We start from the raw sequence: 17,715 nt of genomic DNA on the forward strand, positions 1-17,715 counted from the left end.
ATCTCTGCGTAGCTGAACACTACAGTTCTCACGCTGCTCTAGAAGCAAAGGTTAGGATCTGGGGAAGAGTGCGATCGCATCCACACCCACATGACCAATCAAGTTTTCTACGTTTCACTTCAGCAGGTGCAGAACTTTTTAGCCGCCATCCAAGAATTCATTAACCAGAACAAGGATACATTGATTGTCATCCTTGGTACTGGTAGCCTGCCTCTTGTTGCGAAGTTCATCTGGTGGTTGCTCCAACAGGGTCGAAAGCGTCAAGATGCTCCCGAAACCTTTCCATTTGATGTTATCAAGCCCCAGAGCAATGTTTTACAAACCATTGTGGGCGGTGATGAGAACGATCCCCTAGCTGATTACAAAATTCCTTATCAAGAGCGCATTTCAGGGCGTAGCATTCACGACGAACTTAAACAGAAGCTTGACGAATCACGCTGGATCTTGATTCTCGCACCAACAGGCTTAGGGAAAACACGGGAAGCCGCAAACTTGGCACAGAGACTAAATAACGAAGGCTGGACAATTCTCAAACTCAGGCGAGGAGAATGGCTGGATGCACCACCCAAATTTCCAGAGGACAAGATTGGTACGGATCGGAAGTTGCTCTTTTTCCTCGATGACCTTAACAAAAAAATGGGCAGTTGGCACATTGAGCAATCACCTAAAGCAGACGATCCACTGCAACCAAGAAACGAGCCACTACAAGAGAGATTGCTTCGGGCAATCAACGCTTATGAAATATTTTGTGGTAAAGAAGAAATCCGCGTTATTGCCACAGCCCGAAACGAAAAGGAACGGGAATTTCCCGATGAACCGAACGAATGGGAAAAACTGAAGTTTGAAAAATACCCGCTATGGAAACGCTTCGCCCTTTATGAATTAGCGGAACCTAATGAGGAAGCAATTATCGGTGTTTTAAGAGAAACTGTACCCAAAGCGAATATCCAAGCTAATCCTGATGACTATCCACGCCTCGCACGGAGAAACGATCATACCTTCAGCAAGATTGTCGAAAATCTCCGAAGTGCGAGAAATAATCACCAGTTACTTGCAGTAGAAACCTTCCGCGACACACTTAAAGGAACTTGGAAAAAACGCTACCAAGACACAGTTAAAAAATATCCTATAGCGCCATATATTTACGATGCAGTTGAGTTGTTACAGATGGCGGGGATTGAACTTTACCCTTTCACTGTCAAACCCACAGCACTGTTTATTGCAGATGGACATTTCTTGAGGCGACTTTGGCATTGGTGGCAAATCAAAAACGCTATACCCTATCTCATTGAGCAATATATTCTCAAACCACGCGATAGGCAGATTGAAGCGAAGGAAAGGCAAGTTGATTTAGAAAAATATATTTACCTCTTATGCCGCTTGGTTTTAAAAAAAGCCGATAAATACCCTCAGAAAATGCCGGGTTCATTGCTGCATTTTGGGGTCGAGCTTATCAACTTGAACCGCTATGAGGAAGCATTAGCTATTTTCAATAAAGCTGTAGAAATTCAACCTGATGACTACCAAGCTTGGATTAACCAGGGTGCTGTACTCGTTAGCTTAAAACGCCATCAGGAGGCGCTGGCTGCCTTCAATAAAGCAATTGGAATCAGACCTGACTACCAAAATGCCTGGTACAACCGAGGCGCTGCCCTATTGAGTCTTGAAAATTATCAGGAAGCGCTTGCTAATTATGACAAAGCACTAGAGTTTGAACCTAATGACTATGAAGCTTGGAATAAACGTGCTATTACGCTACTCGAATTAGAAAAATATTCAGAGGCACTCACTAGCTGCGATAAAGCAGTAAAAATCAAACCTGATTTTTATGAAGCTTGGGGCAATCGGGGTAATATACTGGTTCAATTAGAACGTCTAGAAGAAGCACTGACTAGTTACGATAAAGCAATAAAAACCAAGCCTGACTCTCATGAATCCTGGATCAATCAGGGTATTGTGTTGGGTAAATTAAGCCTTTTGGAAGAGGCACTTACTATCTTCAACAAAGCGATAGAAATTAAACCTGACTTTCACGAAGCTTGGTACAATAAGGGTATTGTATTAAGAAATTTTGGTTATTACAAAGAGGCCGTTGCTGCTTTTGACAAAGCAATCTTGATCGAGCCAAACATATTTGAAGCTTGGCTTAATCGAGCTATTGCGCTGGGTTACTTGGGACATCAGCAGGAGGCAGTTGCGGCCTTTAATAAAACAATAGAAATAAAACCTGACTCTTATGATGTTTGGCACGACTGGGGACTTGCGCTAGAAAACTTAGGACATCACGAAGAGGCACTTGCTGCCTTTGACAAAGCCATTCAATTTAAACCTAGTGCTTATAACACCTGGTATCTTAGGGGTATTTCTTTAGGATGTTTGGAACGCCACGATGAGGCTTTCACTTCCTTTGAAAAAGCTCTTGACATTCAGCCTGATTATTCCGAAGTCTGGTACAGTCAGGGAGCTGCCTTAGCAAACTTAGGGCGCTATGAAGAAGCCATCATCAGTTGGGACAAAGCGATAGCATTAGAACCCAACTTGTCTCATCAAGCCTGGTATAAGCGGGGTGCTGTGCTGGATCAGCTAGGAAGGTACAGTGAGGCGATCGCTAGTTACGATAAAGCAATAGAAATTCAACCTGATGACTACCAAGCTTGGGATAAGCGAGGTAATGCCATGTTGATATTGGGACAGCATCAAGAGGCACTCACATCCTGGAAAAAGGTAATTGAAGTTAAGCCTAACTTGTATGAAGTTTGGTACAAACAGGGGCTTTTACTAACTCACTTAGGATGCTATCAGGAAGCGATCGCTAGCTTTACCAAAGAGATTCAAATCAAGCCTGACTCGCATGAAGCGTGGTACAACCAAGCTATTGCCTTGGCAAACTTAGAACGCTACGAAGAAGCGCTTACTGCTCTAGACCGAGCAATAGAAATTAAACCTAACTACTACGAAGCCTGGGAACGCCGGGGTCTTGCTTTCTTGAGTCTCAGACGGTACGAAGAGGCACTTGCTTCCTACGATAAAGCCTTGGATCTTAAACCTGACTACTATAAAGCCTGGTACATTCGAGGTCTTGCTCTTGATGACTTAGGAAGCTTGGAAGAGGCAATCGTTTCTTACGATAAAGCCATAGAAATTGAATCTAACTCCTATGAAGCTTGGTACAAGCGTGGCTTGGCGCTATTTAACTTGGGACGCTCAAAAGAAGCACTCACTTGCTGGGAAAAGGTGATAGAGATTAAATCCGACAACGATGAAGCTTGGTATAACCGAGGCAATGCGCTGTTGGACTTGGGATGTTTAGAAGAAGCAATCGCTAGCTACGACAAAGCTCTGGAAATAAAATCGGACGACCACTATGCCTACTATGGTAGGGGTTATGCCCTGAGAAATCTAGGACGGTTTGATGAGGCGATCGCTAACTACGACAAAGCCCAGCAAATGCAACCCAATGATATTCAAGCATATTATCTCAAAGCCTGCTGTTACGCTTTACAGGGTAACGTTGAACAGACAATCAAAAATCTTGCACAAGCTATCAGCCGAAATTCTGAAGACTACCGAAATATGGCAAAAAATAACTTGGATTTTGACACTATTCGAGCAGATCAGAACTTTCAGGCATTAATTGAGGAATAAGGTTTTGAACAGAGTATCAGCTATATAGTCCTGGATTTGGCTCTGTGAACTGATATTTGCTCGTCCTGCGCCACACTATAGGAAACGAGTATCAACAGCGAATCATGCAGACTCTGGACAAGACTCACCCCAAACTTCAAGAACTCAAAACCCGCCTCACCGAAATCGACGACATTAATGCAGCGTCTTCCCTACTCTACTGGGATCAAGCGACCTATATGCCGCCTGGGGGTGCAGCAGCGCGAGGGCGACAGATGGCGACTCTGCGGCAAATTGCCCATACTAAGTTTAGCGATCCAGCGATCGCGCAACTGTTGGAAGATTTGCGTCCCTACGAGGAAAGCTTGCCCTACGACTCTGATGAAGCCAGCCTAATTCGTGTCGTCAGACGCAGCTACGAGCGCGCGGTGCGAGTGCCAGCGGATTTTATGGCAAAAATGTCTCTCCACCGAACTCAGTCTTATGGTGCTTGGGCAAAAGCACGTCCGGAAAATAACTTTGCCGCCGTGCAGCCTTATCTGGAAAAAACGCTGGATCTGTGCCGCGACTATGCTAGCTTTTTCTCTGGCTACGAGCATATTGCAGATCCGCTGATTGACGGTGCTGATTATGGGATGAAGGCTTCAACCGTGCGATCGCTCTTTGCGGAACTGCGTCAAGAACTGGTTCCAATTGTAAATGCGATCGCTTCCCAACCGATTGCCGATGATAGTTGCTTGCACCAAACTTTCCCAGAAGACGAACAGCTAGCGTTTAGCTTAAAGGTCATCGAACAGATTGGATATGACTTCCAACGGGGACGGCAAGATAAAACCCTGCACCCATTTATGACCAATTTCTCGATTGGGGATGTGCGAATTACTACCCGCGTCAGAGAGAACGATCTGAATGAGGCACTGTTTAGCACCATTCACGAGATGGGACACGCCTTGTACGAGCAAGGGATTAACCCAGAATATGAAGGGACGCCTTTAGCGAGTGGCACCTCATCGGGCGTGCATGAAAGCCAATCACGGCTGTGGGAAAATCAGGTGGGACGCAGTCGCAACTTCTGGAAATTCTGCTATCCGCAACTACAAGCAGCTTTCCCAAATCAACTCAGTAATGTACCCCTGGAGGCATTCTACCGGGCGATTAATAAAGTCGAGCGATCGCTCATCCGTACCGATGCCGACGAAGTCACCTACAACCTGCACGTCATGATCCGCTTTGACTTGGAATTGGCGCTACTCGAAGGCAATCTGGCAGTGCGCGATCTCCCGGAAGCTTGGAACGAACGCTACAGATCGGACTTGGGTGTTGTTCCCCCCAACGACAGTGTTGGCGTCATGCAGGATGTCCATTGGTACACGGGTAGCATCGGCGGAATGTTCCAAGGATATACTCTTGGCAACATGATGAGCGCCCAGTTTTTTGAAGCTGCACTCAAGGCAAATCCCCAAATTCCTACCGAAATCGAGCAAGGGAAGTTCAGCACTCTACATAATTGGCTGAGAGAGAATATTTACCAACACGGACAGAAATATACCGCCGCTGAAATTATCGAGCGCGTCACTGGCAATTGTTTGAGTATTAATCCCTTGATTCGTTATATTCAGCAAAAATACGGAGAAATTTACGCTTTGTGATACACAACAGCGTGAAAAGAAGCTAGGCTAGGCTATGCCTAGCCGATTCACTCTTAAGAAAGATGAACGGTGAATTAATTTTGGTTTGAGACGTACTCCTTCCACCTTCGGAAGGGCGTCACCAGGAAAAACATTTTGTAGTTTAGTCTTTGTGAATGTTATTGAACTAATCTAGGGAGTTGTCATGTCCGATTTGATTCAGGCTGTTTTAGAGAGTGATGAAAAAATCGATCTGCGCCAATTTGTGAGTGAGTTACGCCAACAGGACAAGTCGTATTTACTGAGAAACGACATTCTCAATGCTTTTTCCGAATACTGCACAAATCACCAAAAGCCTGAACATTTTGACCAATCCTCCCATTTAGGTAAATTAATTTACTACACTCAAGAAATTATTCGGGAGGATGGAAACATCTGTTTGATCGTCCGCCCAACCATTGCTTCTCAAGAAATCTATCGGTTAACGGAAGATTTAATTGTCGAACCAATGACGGTGCAAGAACTGCTGGATGTACGCGATCGCCTGGTGAATCGCTTCCATCCCCAGGAAGGCGACATCCTAGAACTCGATTTTCAGCCGTTTTATGACTATACCCCGACCATTCGCGACCCTAAAAATATTGGTAAGGGGGTACAGTATCTCAACCGTTATTTATCGAGCAAACTCTTTCAAGACCCCGGACAATGGCTGGAGAGCTTGTTTCAATTTTTAAGCGTCCATTCCTATAACAATCTGCAACTGCTGATCAACGGGCGAATTAAATCGCAGCAGCAACTTTCTAGTCGTGTCAAGCAAGCTTTGGGATTTTTGGGCGATCGCCCTTTTGAGCAAAGCTACGATGAATTTCGGTATGATTTGCAAGCAATGGGCTTTGAGCCTGGGTGGGGAAACACCGCGGGACGAGTGCGAGAAACTCTAGAAATTCTTGATGAACTCCTCGACTCTCCCGATCACCAGACACTAGAAGCCTTTCTCTCCCGGATTCCAATGGTCTTCCGGATTGTCCTAGTGTCTCCCCACGGTTGGTTTGGGCAAGAAGGTGTCTTAGGGCGTCCAGATACTGGCGGACAGGTCGTTTACGTTCTCGACCAAGCCAAGAGTCTCGAACAGCAGATGCAAGAAGACCTCTCGCTGGCTGGATTGGATGTCCTGGGTGTTGAGCCGAAGGTAATTATTCTCTCTCGCCTAATTCCGAATAGCGATGGTACTTTGTGTAACCAACGCTTGGAAAAAGTTCACGGTACAGATAATGCCTGGATTTTGCGAGTGCCTTTGCGGGAGTTTAATCCCAACGTGACTCAAAACTGGATTTCCCGATTTGAGTTTTGGCCTTATCTAGAAAGCTATGCCCTTGACTCCGAAAAAGAACTGTTGGCAGAATTTCAAGGTAAGCCCGACTTAATTGTCGGAAATTATTCCGACGGTAATTTGGTGGCATTTCTACTAGCGCGTCGCTTGAAGGTGACTCAATGCAACATTGCCCACGCCTTAGAAAAATCTAAATATCTTTTCAGTAATCTCTACTGGAACGACTTAGAAGAAAAATATCATTTCTCCCTACAATTCACCGCCGATTTAATTGCGATGAATGCGGCAAATTTCATCATTAGCAGCACTTATCAAGAAATTGTCGGAACGCCGGATAGTGTGGGACAGTATGAATCTTACAAGTGTTTCACAATGCCAGATTTGTACCATGTAGTGAGTGGAGTTGAGCTATTTAGCCCCAAATTCAACGTGGTGCCCCCTGGAGTAAATGAAAAGGCTTATTTTCCCTATTCGCGTACCGAAGATCGGATACCGAGCGATCGCGCCCGGATCGATGAAATGCTCTTTACTCTGGAAGATCCATCCCAAATATTTGGGAAATTGGACGACCCTAACAAGCGTCCCCTTTTCTCAATGGCACGTCTTGACCGAATTAAAAACCTCACCGGCTTGGCTGAGTGTTTTGGCAAGAGCGAAGCATTACAAGAACATTGCAACTTAATTTTAGTTGCTGGAAAATTGCGCGTTGAGGAATCAAGCGACAACGAAGAAAAAGATGAAATTGTCAAGCTTTACCAGATTATTGAACAGTACAATCTACAAGGCAAAATTCGTTGGCTGGGCGTGCGCCTTTCTAAAACCGATTCCGGTGAAATTTATCGCGTGATTGCCGATCGCCAAGGGGTCTTTGTTCAACCAGCACTGTTTGAAGCTTTTGGTCTGACAATTTTAGAGGCAATGATTTCTGGTTTACCGACATTCGCGACTCAATTTGGTGGCCCGTTAGAGATTATTCAGGATAAGTTTAATGGGTTCTACATTAACCCGACGCATCTTGAAGAGACGGCGGAAAAAATCCTGGAGTTTGTCTCTAAATGCGACCAAAATCCTAACTACTGGTATGAAATTTCTACGCGAGCAATGGATCGAGTTTATAGCACCTATACGTGGAAGATTCACACAACCAAACTTCTATCTTTAGCTCGAATTTACGGCTTCTGGAATTATACTTCCAAGGAGAACCGCGAAGATCTACTGCGTTACATTGAGGCGTTGTTCTATTTAATTTACAAGCCGAGAGCGCAGAAACTGTTGGAACAGCAAATGCAGCGATAGGGAGTTTCTCCTCTTAATAAATTGGATGCTAGGGGGATCTGACGTGATTTGCATTACGTTTCGATCCCTCCAACCCCCAATTTATTGGGAGCTAAGAGAAGGTCGCAGATAACATTCTTAACCAATGTGTCTAGAGTCGGGCTTTTCCTACGCAAGAGAAGGGAAATAGAGCCTGAAGCGATGCCAATCTCACTTCAGGCAAAAGCGAAACAGTATAACTATTGGGGTTCCCAGAAGGTAATTGTTCCGTCAAAATTACCACTAACAAGAGTCTGCCCGTTTGGGGTGAATGCGAGTGAGGAGATAACGTTAAAAGACCCTGTAAGAGGATTGATTACACTACCAGTTTGCAAATCAAATAAATTTAAACTGCCTTCCGATCCGCCTAATGCACTTGCAAGTATTTGATTATTCGGATGCAAAGCAACAGCATTCACGAAAACGGTGCCTGAATCCTTAATCGGTGTAGAGATGAGTTCGCCGGTTTGCAGATTCCAGATTTTAACGATTTGGTTATAAGTCTCGCTGACAAGGGTTTTGCTATCTCGACCAAAAGCGATCGCTCTGACAGCCTCTCCATTGTTGATGGTGCGAATGGGTTTGCCTGACCTAAGATCCCATAGTTGGATCGTACTGTCTTCATTCCCACTAGCGAGAGTTTTTCCATCGGGACTAAAGGCGACCATTAAATTCGACTGAGGAGATCCCTGGAAGCTATAGATCGATTTACCCGTGCGTGCATTCCACACTTCAATCTCTGCGTTCCGTGCAGTCGTGTTCCAGCTACCAATCGCAAGGCGTTCTCCATCTGGGCTAAAGGCGAGAGATTTAACGTACCAATCCCGCGTGATAGTCCGGATTACCTTGCCAGTTTTTAAATTCCACAGTTTTAGCGAGCCATCGTTGGTCGCGCTACTGCTGGCGAGGGTTTGCCCATTAGGACTAATCGCAAGTGCCCAAATGGTGTCAGTATGCCCAGTTAGGGTGCGAATTGGTTGACCCGTTTTCGGATTCCATACTTTGATCGTGCCATCATCGCTGCCACTAACCATTAGCTGTCCGTTGGGAGCGATCGCGATCGCTCCCACGCTCCCTGAATGAGCCTCGATGGTGCGAATCGGTCGCACATTTTGCCAAGTGTTGGTGGGTATTTGAGCCGTTAAGGTAGATGGAATGACAGGCGGCTGAGATACTGCTTTAAACATAGGCATTGCAGAAACGCCAATCGTTGCCACCACGACCAGCGCCGTGAAAACCTTAGCGGAAATTTGCTGATTTGTCATTTTAGTAAATTGGGACACAACGCACACTACAAAAATGTGTTGCTTTACACTGAGACGTTGTTGATTTACCTGTGTGCCCAGGATTAGAAAATTTATGTAATGTTACCGTTGCAAATTTCTTAGAAGTATGCAGTCGCAAGGAAAGCGATCGCTCGGACTTTTCCGAATCCGGGAAATTAGCTAGAAGCTATACTCGGTCAAAGTTTAAAGATTAGTTGGAGAAAACTTAGATACCAAAAGCCCCATTCCAGAATCTGTTGTGCTACCGTAATAAGTGAGAATAAATTCGGTTGCAGTGTTTGTTTATAGTATTGATAGGTGTTTTCCTTTTGGTCTTGACAGGCTTCTCTCCGAAATTCAAATCTCTTCACCCCTCTGATTTTGGAGACAATCTATGTCTATTTATGTAGGCAATCTATCCTACGAAGTTACGCAAGAAGACCTAACTGGGGTTTTTGCAGAATATGGTTCTGTAAAGCGCGTCCAGCTACCCACTGACCGGGAAACAGGTCGTCTACGTGGCTTTGGTTTCGTAGAAATGGGTACAGAAGCTGAAGAAACAGCTGCCATTGAAGCGCTTGACGGCGCTGAATGGATGGGTCGCGACTTGAAAGTTAACAAGGCGAAGCCCAAAGAAGATAGAGGCCCCTCTGGTGGTGGTGGTCGCGGAAACAACAGCTTTTCTCGCCGCTACTAAGCTTTAGAAACTAAACCTTTTTAGTTTTTCCTTGAAAAAGCTGAGACAAAAAGGGCTGAGTAATTTGTAAGCGCAATTAGTTTCAGTTACTCGTATTAAATTTAAAAAGGCTTAAGCATAATGCTTAAGCCTTTTTTTTGCAGGTATGCCTCTCAAGTGTGACGATTCAAGATGTACGTCAACGAGCGACATTTATAGCATTGGTCAAGCTAAAAGTTTCGTGGGGAAGCTAAAACTCGCTTCAATGGGTTTAAGCTTTTAGCCCAGATTTTAGTTTTTAGCTATTCAATTTAAAGTCCCTGCGTTCGCCAAATTCGGATGTTTTTGTCATAACTACCCGTTGCAATCGTCTGTCCATCTTGGCTGATGGAGAGGGAATAAATTGCACTAGAATCACCCGTCAGCGTTGTAATTTGTTTCCCAGTTTTTAGGCTCCAAATTTTAATTGTTCTATCTTCGCTACCACTAGCGAGAAACTGTCCATCTGAACTAATAGCAACTGCATAAACCATGTCTGCATGCCCTCTCAGGCGACCTTTGAGCTGCCATGTGGTCATGTCCCAAAGGTAGATAGTTTTGTCAAAACCCCCACTTATAAGTGTCTGTCCATCTGGGGTAATTGCCAAGGAATGAACCGCATTTGTATGTTTTCTCAAGGTGCGGATGACTTGACCTGTAGAGAGATCCCAAACTTTGATGGTTTTGTCCTCAGAACCACTCACGAGGGTCTGCCCATCTGGGGTAAAGGCAACAACATCAATCCCATTAGAATGCCCTGTGAGGCTTAAGATTTGCTCGCCGGAAGTCAGATTCCAAATCTTGATCGTGTCGTCCTTACCCCCACTGGCAATAAACTGCCCGTCAGGACTGAAAACAACCGAATCAATGGAGCTAGAATGCCCCCTGAGAGTGCGGATGACTTGACCTGTAGCAAGATTCCAGATTTTGATTGTATTATCCTGAGATCCGCTAGCGAGAAGCTGCCCATTGGGGCTATATGCAATTGTGAAAATTGGTTTGAAATGCCCGGTAAGGGTGCCAATTTCTTGTCCGCTGGAAAGATTCCAAAGTTTGATCGTGTTGTCAGAACTGCCACTGGCTAAGGTTGTTCCATCAGGGCTGATGGCGACAGCATTTACCCAATTTGAATGCCCTCTGAGGGTGCGTTCTAGTTGAGCGTTTTCCCAAGCGTTTAAGTTCGCTACTGCAACAGAAGCATCAATTGGAGCTGCGTATGCCTTGATGTTGCTTGGTGGAATTATAACGCTCGTAGCCATGACTGTGGCGATCGCGCCTATCGTACCGACTAAAGTCCTAGTTTGAGCAGAAAACATAAAAATAACAGACGAATGGGAAGAAATTTTGCACATCTGCTGAAATATGGGCAGTAATTGCAGAATTTTACAGGTCGTTTCTTAATATAGATGGCGATACCCGCTCCGCACACTCTCTGCGGTCAGAAGCTGCATTCTGAGTAAAAATTTATCGATTTTCTGCACAGTTGAGACTCCCGATTAAATAACCAGCACGAAAAGCACAGCGGATCGCCCTAAGACTTCTAGAGCGATCGCGCTGGTTGAAAGTTCCAATTCGATACGAGGGATGCGGGCAAAAAAGGAGCGCCACCACATCCCGATGCAACAACTTCTTAGTGAGGTAGCTTGCTCAACTCAAACCAAGTGCGAGAAGCGACAATTCCATCCGCTACCAAGCCACGGGAGCTTTGGAAGCTTTTCACAGTATTCTGGGTAATTGACCCAAATATACCATCGGGAATCAACTGTAGGACTTTTTGAAGGGTTTTCACTGCTTCACCACGGCTACCTAGTCTCAGTTCCGGCATATCAACGGGGGCACCAGAGTAAAGAGCTTGCCACGTCTTAGCGCCAACAATCCCATCTTCTACTAGAAAGACGCGGTGTTGAAAAGCTTTCACGGCATTTTCGACGGGGAGGTCAAACACATCATCGAAAGGAGTGGCATAATAGCCCCAATGAGCGAGTAGTTGTTGGAGTTCTACCACTGCGCGATCGCGGGAACCTCTACGCAGAACTGGCTTTTTAATCGCATTGGTAGCAGCGGCTTGAGGAGTCATGGCTTCAAATTGATTGGTTGATTGCATGATGAATTTTCCTGGGAAGTGTTGTTTCTACTGTTCCAATCTACTGATGGCAGCCCCGCTTCCCCTTCGCCCTGCTAGGTGTATTTAAACTCACCTTAACCGCTCACCCATTCGTATGAAGCAATACCCACTCGCCCGCTGCTACACGATTCGCTCATTCTGGTGAATTGACCAGTTGTAAAATCTGCACGGGTGTCAATTCCTGTACATTGCTGAAAATCGCAGCAGCACCAGCAGCCTTGAGAGCATTTGCATAAGCATCCCTTTGTTGCTGGTTTTCCTGAACGTGGGGTGGCAAAATGCCCACTGCAATCCAACGACGGTCAGGGTGGAGCGATTCTCCTGGGGAGACGCTAAGCGATCGCGCCTTTTCTATCGTGTAAATGTCAGCAACCGTATCTCCCACATAAATAACCGGGGTTGAGGGGGGAACCGACGATCTTTCTTCCATCGCTTGTACTGCCGCAAACAGCCCTGTTGGGTCAGGTTTACCCGGAGCATCCTCCATCGCAATGAGCAACGGCGACTTTAAACCCAGGCGTTGCTCCAAGACATAATTAGCCGATCCACGGGTAGCACCGCTAAAAAAGCCCCAGGGAATCCCAGCCGCTGTCAATTGCTCTAGATAGCTCGGTTGTAATAGCAGCGGTTCATCGCAGATATAACCCGTCCAATGGTGAGGATCTGGCCCTCGATACCGCGATTGGAAAAAAGCAACCAAAACGTCATAATCAAGGCTTAGCTGCGATCTTTTCTGTCCAGCGCTTTCAAAGTAACGATATACCAACTCTTGGGATGCCTCCCAATCGTTATTCCACATCCCTTCCAACTTCAGATGGTCAATTTCCTCTGGGGTTGGTCGGTAAGCACCCTCTGTAAACTGCTCCACAGTATCAGCCAGCGCCCGTCGGTAAGATCCCCCAACATCTCGCACCACACCGTCAATATCGAAAACGACTAAACTTAGGCAACTAGATTCTTGAACCACTGCAAAGCACCTCCCAATCCCAATTAAAATATCCGATGAGCAAACACATAGCTATCCACGATCGCCTAGGTGTAAAATAATCGTTTGTAGAGTATTCAACAAGCCTGGGACTTCCCTGGAGGTGTGATTGTCGAGGTTTATTTTAAAGGTTCTCTGGCTGGAAGAGAACGTAGCACTAGCGGTTGACCAAGTAGTAGGCAAAGGCACCAGCCCTCTGACATCTTACTTTTTTTGGCCTCGGAACGATGCTTGGGAACAGCTAAAAAATGAGTTGGAAGCCAAGCATTGGATTACCGATCAAGAGCGCGTCGCGTTGCTCAACAAAGCGACAGAAGTGATTAACTACTGGCAAGAAGAAGGCAAACGCCGTTCTATGTCTGATGCTCAGGCAAAATTTCCAGAAGTCGCCTTCACAGGTAGTGCTTAAGAATTCTCCTGTGCATCTGCCAGAGTTTAATGCTTTTGTCCTGCTGCCAAAGCACTTCGGAGTTGAGCAAGAGAGATAAGCTAACCTTTATGTGACTAAAGAGAGTAGCAATTTCTTTTCTAGGGCTAAACTTTCCTGCTTAGCAACTGGCGATCGCTCATTTTTGCAAAGGACTTATTGTTCCTGTCACCCTGAAGCGGTGGGACAATCGGTATGTCGCTAAAACAATCCGAAAATAGAAAAACCCGTTTTCTGAGAAGAAAACGGGTTTTTCTATGACTACCTCTATACCAATCTCTAGAATCTTGCAATTGGCGCTATTCTTGCCGATAGCTAATCGGTTTTTGTGCCGATTTACCATTTGCCGCGGCTACACTGGTGCCTCCGGTAATACTGCGGAAATAAATGCCCCCAATAGTCAGCAAAAACAGCAGGTAACTGAATGCTTGAACGACGTAGAGCTTATCGGTATATCCGAACAAGGCGCTAAAAAGTAGCCCAGGAAACTTGTCATCAGGAAAGATTTGGGTCGTATTCCAAACCATTGGTCCCAAAATACAGGAGGGATTTTTAGCAAACCGTTCGTAGTAGAAACACAAAGCTTCTGACTTCCGATCCATTTGAGCTAATGTAGCAATCGCTGAGTCAAAATGGCTCAACGAGGATACGACTAAACCTGCAACAACTAGGATCAATAAAACGCCCATCACCTGGAAAAATAGGCGGATATTAATCCGAATTCCCCACTTGAATAAAGCAACACCAATCCCAGCAGCAACTCCTAAGCCAGCCAAGGCACCCAAAGCTGGAATTAAACCTTGTTGAAATTTGGCAAGGATAAAGAGAACAGTTTCAAAACCTTCCCGCAGAACTGCGATAAAAATTAGACTGAAAATACCCCAACCGGAACCCCCTTTTTGCCTCAGAGCCGATGTAACGGCTCCTTCGACAGATGCTTTCATAGAGCGTGCCTGTTGAGTCATCCAGATGAGCATCCAGCTGAGCATCGCGATCGCGATTACACTGAATACACCCTCCAGAAGTGGCTCCAGCACGGGTGCAAAGGGTTGATTGGATTTCGAGAGCGCTTGAGCTATCCAGGCTAACAGAACGCCGACTACGGCACTGGCGGCAAGCCCAGCCCCAACCCCCGCATAAACCCAAGGGTTCAGGGAACTCTGCTTGGCTTTTTTCAAGCAAGCCAGCACGATTCCCACAACGAGGGCGGCTTCAACTCCTTCCCGCAGGGTGATCGCAAAGGTCGGTAGCGCAGAACTAAAATCCATGACAATTGGTAATTGGTAGTAGAAAATTGGGAACCGGGGAAAAGTTGTAGAGATTCGATTTATCTCGTTTGAGTTTTGAGTTTTGAATTATCGCAGTTATTACACCCGTGAGGTATGCCGAAATTCAGGATTATCAAGCTTTTCAGTTTTGAGAATGTACCTCACATAACTGAGAACCGCTATCAGAACCTTCTTTTAACTCAAAACTCAAAACTCAACATTCTGCTGACCTATTACCCATTAGCTAAAGTCGCGCAACATCTTTTTGATTTCGATGGTGTGCATCTCTTCGGTGCCAATCATCGTGCGGGCAAATTCTTCCAAGTAAATGCTGGCATCTGCAACCGTGTCTAGCAAGGTTTTATAGAGGTCTAGCGCTTTCTTTTCATGATTGAAGCTTTCCCGCAAAATGTCCTGCACCGAGTGTTTATAGGTTTCCTCAATGGGAGCAATCCGCAGGCTAGGATGTCCCTCTAAACCTGTCAGAATTTCTCCCGCTTGTTGGGCATGGGTTAAGGACTCAGTTGCCTGCAATTTGAAAAATTCCACAATCGGAATTCGATTGGGGCCAATCACCATCAAGGAATAGTGGGTATAACGCACCACTCCTGCCAGCTCAAATTCCATGATGGTGTTCAGCAGGTCAATAGTCTTTTTTTGGTCAAGCTCTTTCATGCTTTCGGTGATGTCCTAGATTGGTTAACTCTTTGCGATCGCAGTTTGAGCGTTCTTCTCAATAGTCTTGATTAGCTGGTTTACTTCCTCCGGAGTCTTTACGGGTGCAGCCGGGGGAATGGCGGAGGGCCAAGCAGTTTTCAACTGGGTCATGCTGTCTGCGATCGCTTTGTGGGCTTCCGGATTTTCTTTAACCATTTTATCGGCGATCCCTTTATACAAAGTGTCGGCGTAGTTAACAAACCCCCGCGAGTCTTGATACTCAATCGCAGCGGAGATTTTGCCGTTCGCGATCGCGGCTCCATATTCTGCATTCGCCGCATCTAGCAACCCGTTAATCGTCTGTAACACAAATTTCGGAGACTGGCGTTGGGTTTCGGGTAAAGCCTGGATTGCCGCGTCAACAGCCTGTGTGGACTGAGCGAAACTCGTTTTTACGCTGGCATCCTTGGGTTTGGACTTCACTAAATCTTGCAGGCTAATCAAAGTTGTCTTAAATTCTTTGACGTTGCGTTCTTTGAGTTGGTCTTCTACATCCACGTAGATTTCTTCTACCGGGTGCCCAATGTGAGGCTCCGCTTGGTCGGGTTTTTGTTGATCGAGTAGTTCTCTGGCAACCAAGAGATGACCTTTCATCAAGCCTAACTTTGTCATATAATCAACGTCTTTGGCTTCCCCAGTTAGCACCACATCCTGAATCGTGACCATGTCTTTCACTTGGTCATATTGCTCTTGGCTAATTACTTTTTTGGTAACTAATTCCTCAGGACTGCCGTAGGGACGACTTGCTTGAATTTTATTAGACAGTGCTGGAATGCCTAATTTTGCTTCTAATTTGTCTAACTCGGAGAGAATAGCCGTGTTAATGTTGATTTGCTTACCACTACTGTGATTGTGAGCAGCCGTTTCTGTGGTACTTGCAGGGGAAGAAGCTGCGGTCGAGGGACTCGCTGCTGGGGATGCGGTGTTGTCGGTGGTTGGGGCATTCCCACAGCTGGTGAGAGCGATTAAACCAGCGATCGCCACGGTATAAGATAAAGACCAAAAAGAGGGCATCATTGAAGAGTTTTGAGACATTTTTTTTATTCAGATTCCGGGGTTTATTATCTAGTAGTTGCAAAACTATATCAACTACTTTTTGCGAAAATTTCTACTAAGCGGAACCCATTACTTCAAACTGACCCATACAACCATGTTCTGCCATCTCATCCTGATGGGGATGAAACATATATTTTCCCGGATACCGGAAAGAGAATTCTAGGATATGCCGCTCAGCGGTACCCATCGTGATCACATCGGTTTCTTCGCTGGGAGTTAGAGTGCGCCCAGTGCGATACACCTGAAACATATTGGCGTGCAGGTGAAACGTCGCCGCTACATCGAACTCAATCATGTTCAGAACGTATAGGCGAATCAGTTGATTCTGGTAAATCGGGATCGGGTGCATCATGTAATAGTCAGGCAGACCATTAAAGGCATACAGTTCATTTTTCCGATCCTCATCGATGTCATAGCCAGCCATCATCAACACCATCTCATCCGCCGGTGGACGAGCCTCAGGAGGGTCGATGATAAACATACCGTACAGACCTTTGCTAATATGCCGCGTCACAGGCTCCGTGTGACAGTGGTACAGATGCACGCCAAACGGTTCTGCGTCAAACTCATAAATCGTTGCGGCTCCGTGGCGCACCGGACGCACTCCATCCACCTCAGAACGGTGGAAGCCATGAAAGTGCATCGAGTGGGAATGTCCACCTTGATTGAGGAAAAGAACGCGAATGCGATCGCCTTCTTTTGCCCGTAATGTTGGCCCTGGTACGCGATTGTTGAAAGTCCAGGTGTTATAAGAAACCGCACTATTGAGCTGTAGCATGGAATTCTCCGCAACAATCCGAAATTCCCGGATTGCCCGTCCATTTTCCTGCTTAATCGTGCCATAATCAAAATCTCGCAACACCGTCATGGGGTTTAAGCCACTCGGATCGGCGGGTGTATCGCTGGCAACGGGTGGCACTCTTGCTGGGAGCGTTCGTTTTTTATTGAGAGCGGGTAAAGCCAAGCGTAAAGCATTACCTCCGGCTAACGCTGCACCAGTCACACCGACTCCTGCTAATCCTAGTGCCAGCAGTTTGCGGCGGCTCAAAGGTTGTCCTTGTTGTAGTAATAGTAGTGGGTTCTTCGGCATGACACGATCGACGGTTCGCGCCGATCAATTGAGGAAAGTTTGTAAATAATTCCAGAAGAGTATAAAACTCTGTTCATTTATTGTCAATTATTCTCAATAAGTAAATCAAGATAAACGTTAGTAAAATTGCTTGCCTAGTTTTGACAGTGCATACATAGCATTAAGGCGTCG

General features: G+C 45.8%; 13 protein-coding genes. 5 read left to right on the top strand and 8 right to left on the bottom strand.

The window, feature by feature from the left end:
- The first annotated feature begins 90 nt into the window (after window positions 1–90).
- The 3 genes from NDI44_RS08455 to NDI44_RS08465 all read left to right on the top strand — a co-directional run bounded on the left by NDI44_RS08455 (window position 91) and on the right by NDI44_RS08465 (window position 7,878).
- Complete coding sequence (locus NDI44_RS08455) at window positions 91–3,645, top strand: tetratricopeptide repeat protein (protein ID WP_199304723.1); 3,555 nt, start codon at window positions 91–93, stop codon at window positions 3,643–3,645.
- Window positions 3,646–3,749: 104 nt separating this feature from the next.
- Window positions 3,750–5,273, top strand: a complete 1,524-nt coding sequence (locus NDI44_RS08460; protein WP_190410811.1) for a carboxypeptidase M32 — start codon at window positions 3,750–3,752, stop codon at window positions 5,271–5,273.
- A gap of 184 nt (window positions 5,274–5,457) precedes the next feature.
- On the top strand, window positions 5,458–7,878 hold the full coding sequence (locus tag NDI44_RS08465; RefSeq protein ID WP_190410812.1) for a sucrose synthase: 2,421 nt from the start codon (window positions 5,458–5,460) through the stop codon (window positions 7,876–7,878).
- A 218-nt stretch (window positions 7,879–8,096) separates the two neighbouring features.
- On the opposite strand, the gene NDI44_RS08470 is transcribed toward NDI44_RS08465, so the two are convergent.
- Window positions 8,097–9,161, bottom strand: a complete 1,065-nt coding sequence (locus NDI44_RS08470; RefSeq protein ID WP_190410813.1) for a WD40 repeat domain-containing protein — start codon at window positions 9,159–9,161, stop codon at window positions 8,097–8,099.
- 394 nt (window positions 9,162–9,555) lie between these two features.
- Between NDI44_RS08470 and NDI44_RS08475 the strand changes: the two genes are divergently transcribed.
- The gene (locus NDI44_RS08475; protein ID WP_190410814.1) at window positions 9,556–9,858 is read left to right on the top strand and encodes an RNA-binding protein; all 303 of its coding nucleotides are present in this window, start codon (window positions 9,556–9,558) and stop codon (window positions 9,856–9,858) included.
- A 290-nt stretch (window positions 9,859–10,148) separates the two neighbouring features.
- Here NDI44_RS08475 and NDI44_RS08480 read toward each other — a convergent pair whose 3' ends face one another.
- The 3 genes from NDI44_RS08480 to NDI44_RS08490 form a co-directional block, all read right to left on the bottom strand.
- Window positions 10,149–11,192: a WD40 repeat domain-containing protein gene (locus tag NDI44_RS08480; RefSeq protein ID WP_242030323.1), complete on the bottom strand. Its 1,044-nt coding sequence runs from the start codon at window positions 11,190–11,192 to the stop codon at window positions 10,149–10,151.
- Window positions 11,193–11,506: 314 nt separating this feature from the next.
- The gene (locus tag NDI44_RS08485) at window positions 11,507–11,980 is read right to left on the bottom strand and encodes a peptidoglycan-binding protein (protein ID WP_242029116.1); all 474 of its coding nucleotides are present in this window, start codon (window positions 11,978–11,980) and stop codon (window positions 11,507–11,509) included.
- 154 nt (window positions 11,981–12,134) lie between these two features.
- Complete coding sequence (locus tag NDI44_RS08490; RefSeq protein ID WP_190410815.1) at window positions 12,135–12,968, bottom strand: TIGR01548 family HAD-type hydrolase; 834 nt, start codon at window positions 12,966–12,968, stop codon at window positions 12,135–12,137.
- A 127-nt stretch (window positions 12,969–13,095) separates the two neighbouring features.
- Here NDI44_RS08490 and NDI44_RS08495 point away from each other — a divergent pair, with 127 nt between their 5' ends.
- The gene (locus tag NDI44_RS08495) at window positions 13,096–13,395 is read left to right on the top strand and encodes a 30S ribosomal protein PSRP-3 (protein ID WP_190410816.1); all 300 of its coding nucleotides are present in this window, start codon (window positions 13,096–13,098) and stop codon (window positions 13,393–13,395) included.
- A 317-nt stretch (window positions 13,396–13,712) separates the two neighbouring features.
- Here NDI44_RS08495 and NDI44_RS08500 read toward each other — a convergent pair whose 3' ends face one another.
- From NDI44_RS08500 to NDI44_RS08515, 4 genes are all read right to left on the bottom strand, one after another.
- Window positions 13,713–14,681, bottom strand: coding sequence for an FTR1 family protein (locus NDI44_RS08500; protein WP_190410817.1), 969 nt, complete (start codon window positions 14,679–14,681; stop codon window positions 13,713–13,715).
- Window positions 14,682–14,921: 240 nt separating this feature from the next.
- A complete protein-coding gene (locus tag NDI44_RS08505) occupies window positions 14,922–15,356 on the bottom strand; it encodes a ferritin-like domain-containing protein (protein WP_190410818.1) in 435 nt (144 codons plus the stop codon).
- A gap of 24 nt (window positions 15,357–15,380) precedes the next feature.
- Window positions 15,381–16,412: a helix-hairpin-helix domain-containing protein gene (locus tag NDI44_RS08510; RefSeq protein ID WP_347276891.1), complete on the bottom strand. Its 1,032-nt coding sequence runs from the start codon at window positions 16,410–16,412 to the stop codon at window positions 15,381–15,383.
- 97 nt (window positions 16,413–16,509) lie between these two features.
- Entirely contained in the window at window positions 16,510–17,544 is a 1,035-nt protein-coding gene (locus tag NDI44_RS08515) for a multicopper oxidase domain-containing protein (protein WP_190410819.1), read from the bottom strand.
- Between the last annotated feature and the right edge of the window lie 171 nt (window positions 17,545–17,715).

The sequence above is a fragment of the Trichocoleus sp. DQ-A3 genome, from assembly GCF_039961975.1.
Classification (GTDB): Bacteria; Cyanobacteriota; Cyanobacteriia; order Cyanobacteriales; family FACHB-T130; genus FACHB-T130.

Bases quoted from the DNA above. Each gene is read 5' to 3' on its own strand.
- NDI44_RS08455 (WP_199304723.1), top strand. From the start codon at position 91: ATGACCAATCAAGTTTTCTACGTTTCACTTCAGCAGGTGCAGAACTTT.
- NDI44_RS08460 (WP_190410811.1), top strand. From the start codon at position 3,750: ATGCAGACTCTGGACAAGACTCACCCCAAACTTCAAGAACTCAAAACC.
- NDI44_RS08465 (WP_190410812.1), top strand. From the start codon at position 5,458: ATGTCCGATTTGATTCAGGCTGTTTTAGAGAGTGATGAAAAAATCGAT.
- NDI44_RS08470 (WP_190410813.1), bottom strand. From the start codon at position 9,161: ATGACAAATCAGCAAATTTCCGCTAAGGTTTTCACGGCGCTGGTCGTG.
- NDI44_RS08475 (WP_190410814.1), top strand. From the start codon at position 9,556: ATGTCTATTTATGTAGGCAATCTATCCTACGAAGTTACGCAAGAAGAC.
- NDI44_RS08480 (WP_242030323.1), bottom strand. From the start codon at position 11,192: ATGTTTTCTGCTCAAACTAGGACTTTAGTCGGTACGATAGGCGCGATC.
- NDI44_RS08485 (WP_242029116.1), bottom strand. From the start codon at position 11,980: ATGCAATCAACCAATCAATTTGAAGCCATGACTCCTCAAGCCGCTGCT.
- NDI44_RS08500 (WP_190410817.1), bottom strand. From the start codon at position 14,681: ATGGATTTTAGTTCTGCGCTACCGACCTTTGCGATCACCCTGCGGGAA.
- NDI44_RS08505 (WP_190410818.1), bottom strand. From the start codon at position 15,356: ATGAAAGAGCTTGACCAAAAAAAGACTATTGACCTGCTGAACACCATC.
- NDI44_RS08510 (WP_347276891.1), bottom strand. From the start codon at position 16,412: ATGCCCTCTTTTTGGTCTTTATCTTATACCGTGGCGATCGCTGGTTTA.
- NDI44_RS08515 (WP_190410819.1), bottom strand. From the start codon at position 17,544: ATGCCGAAGAACCCACTACTATTACTACAACAAGGACAACCTTTGAGC.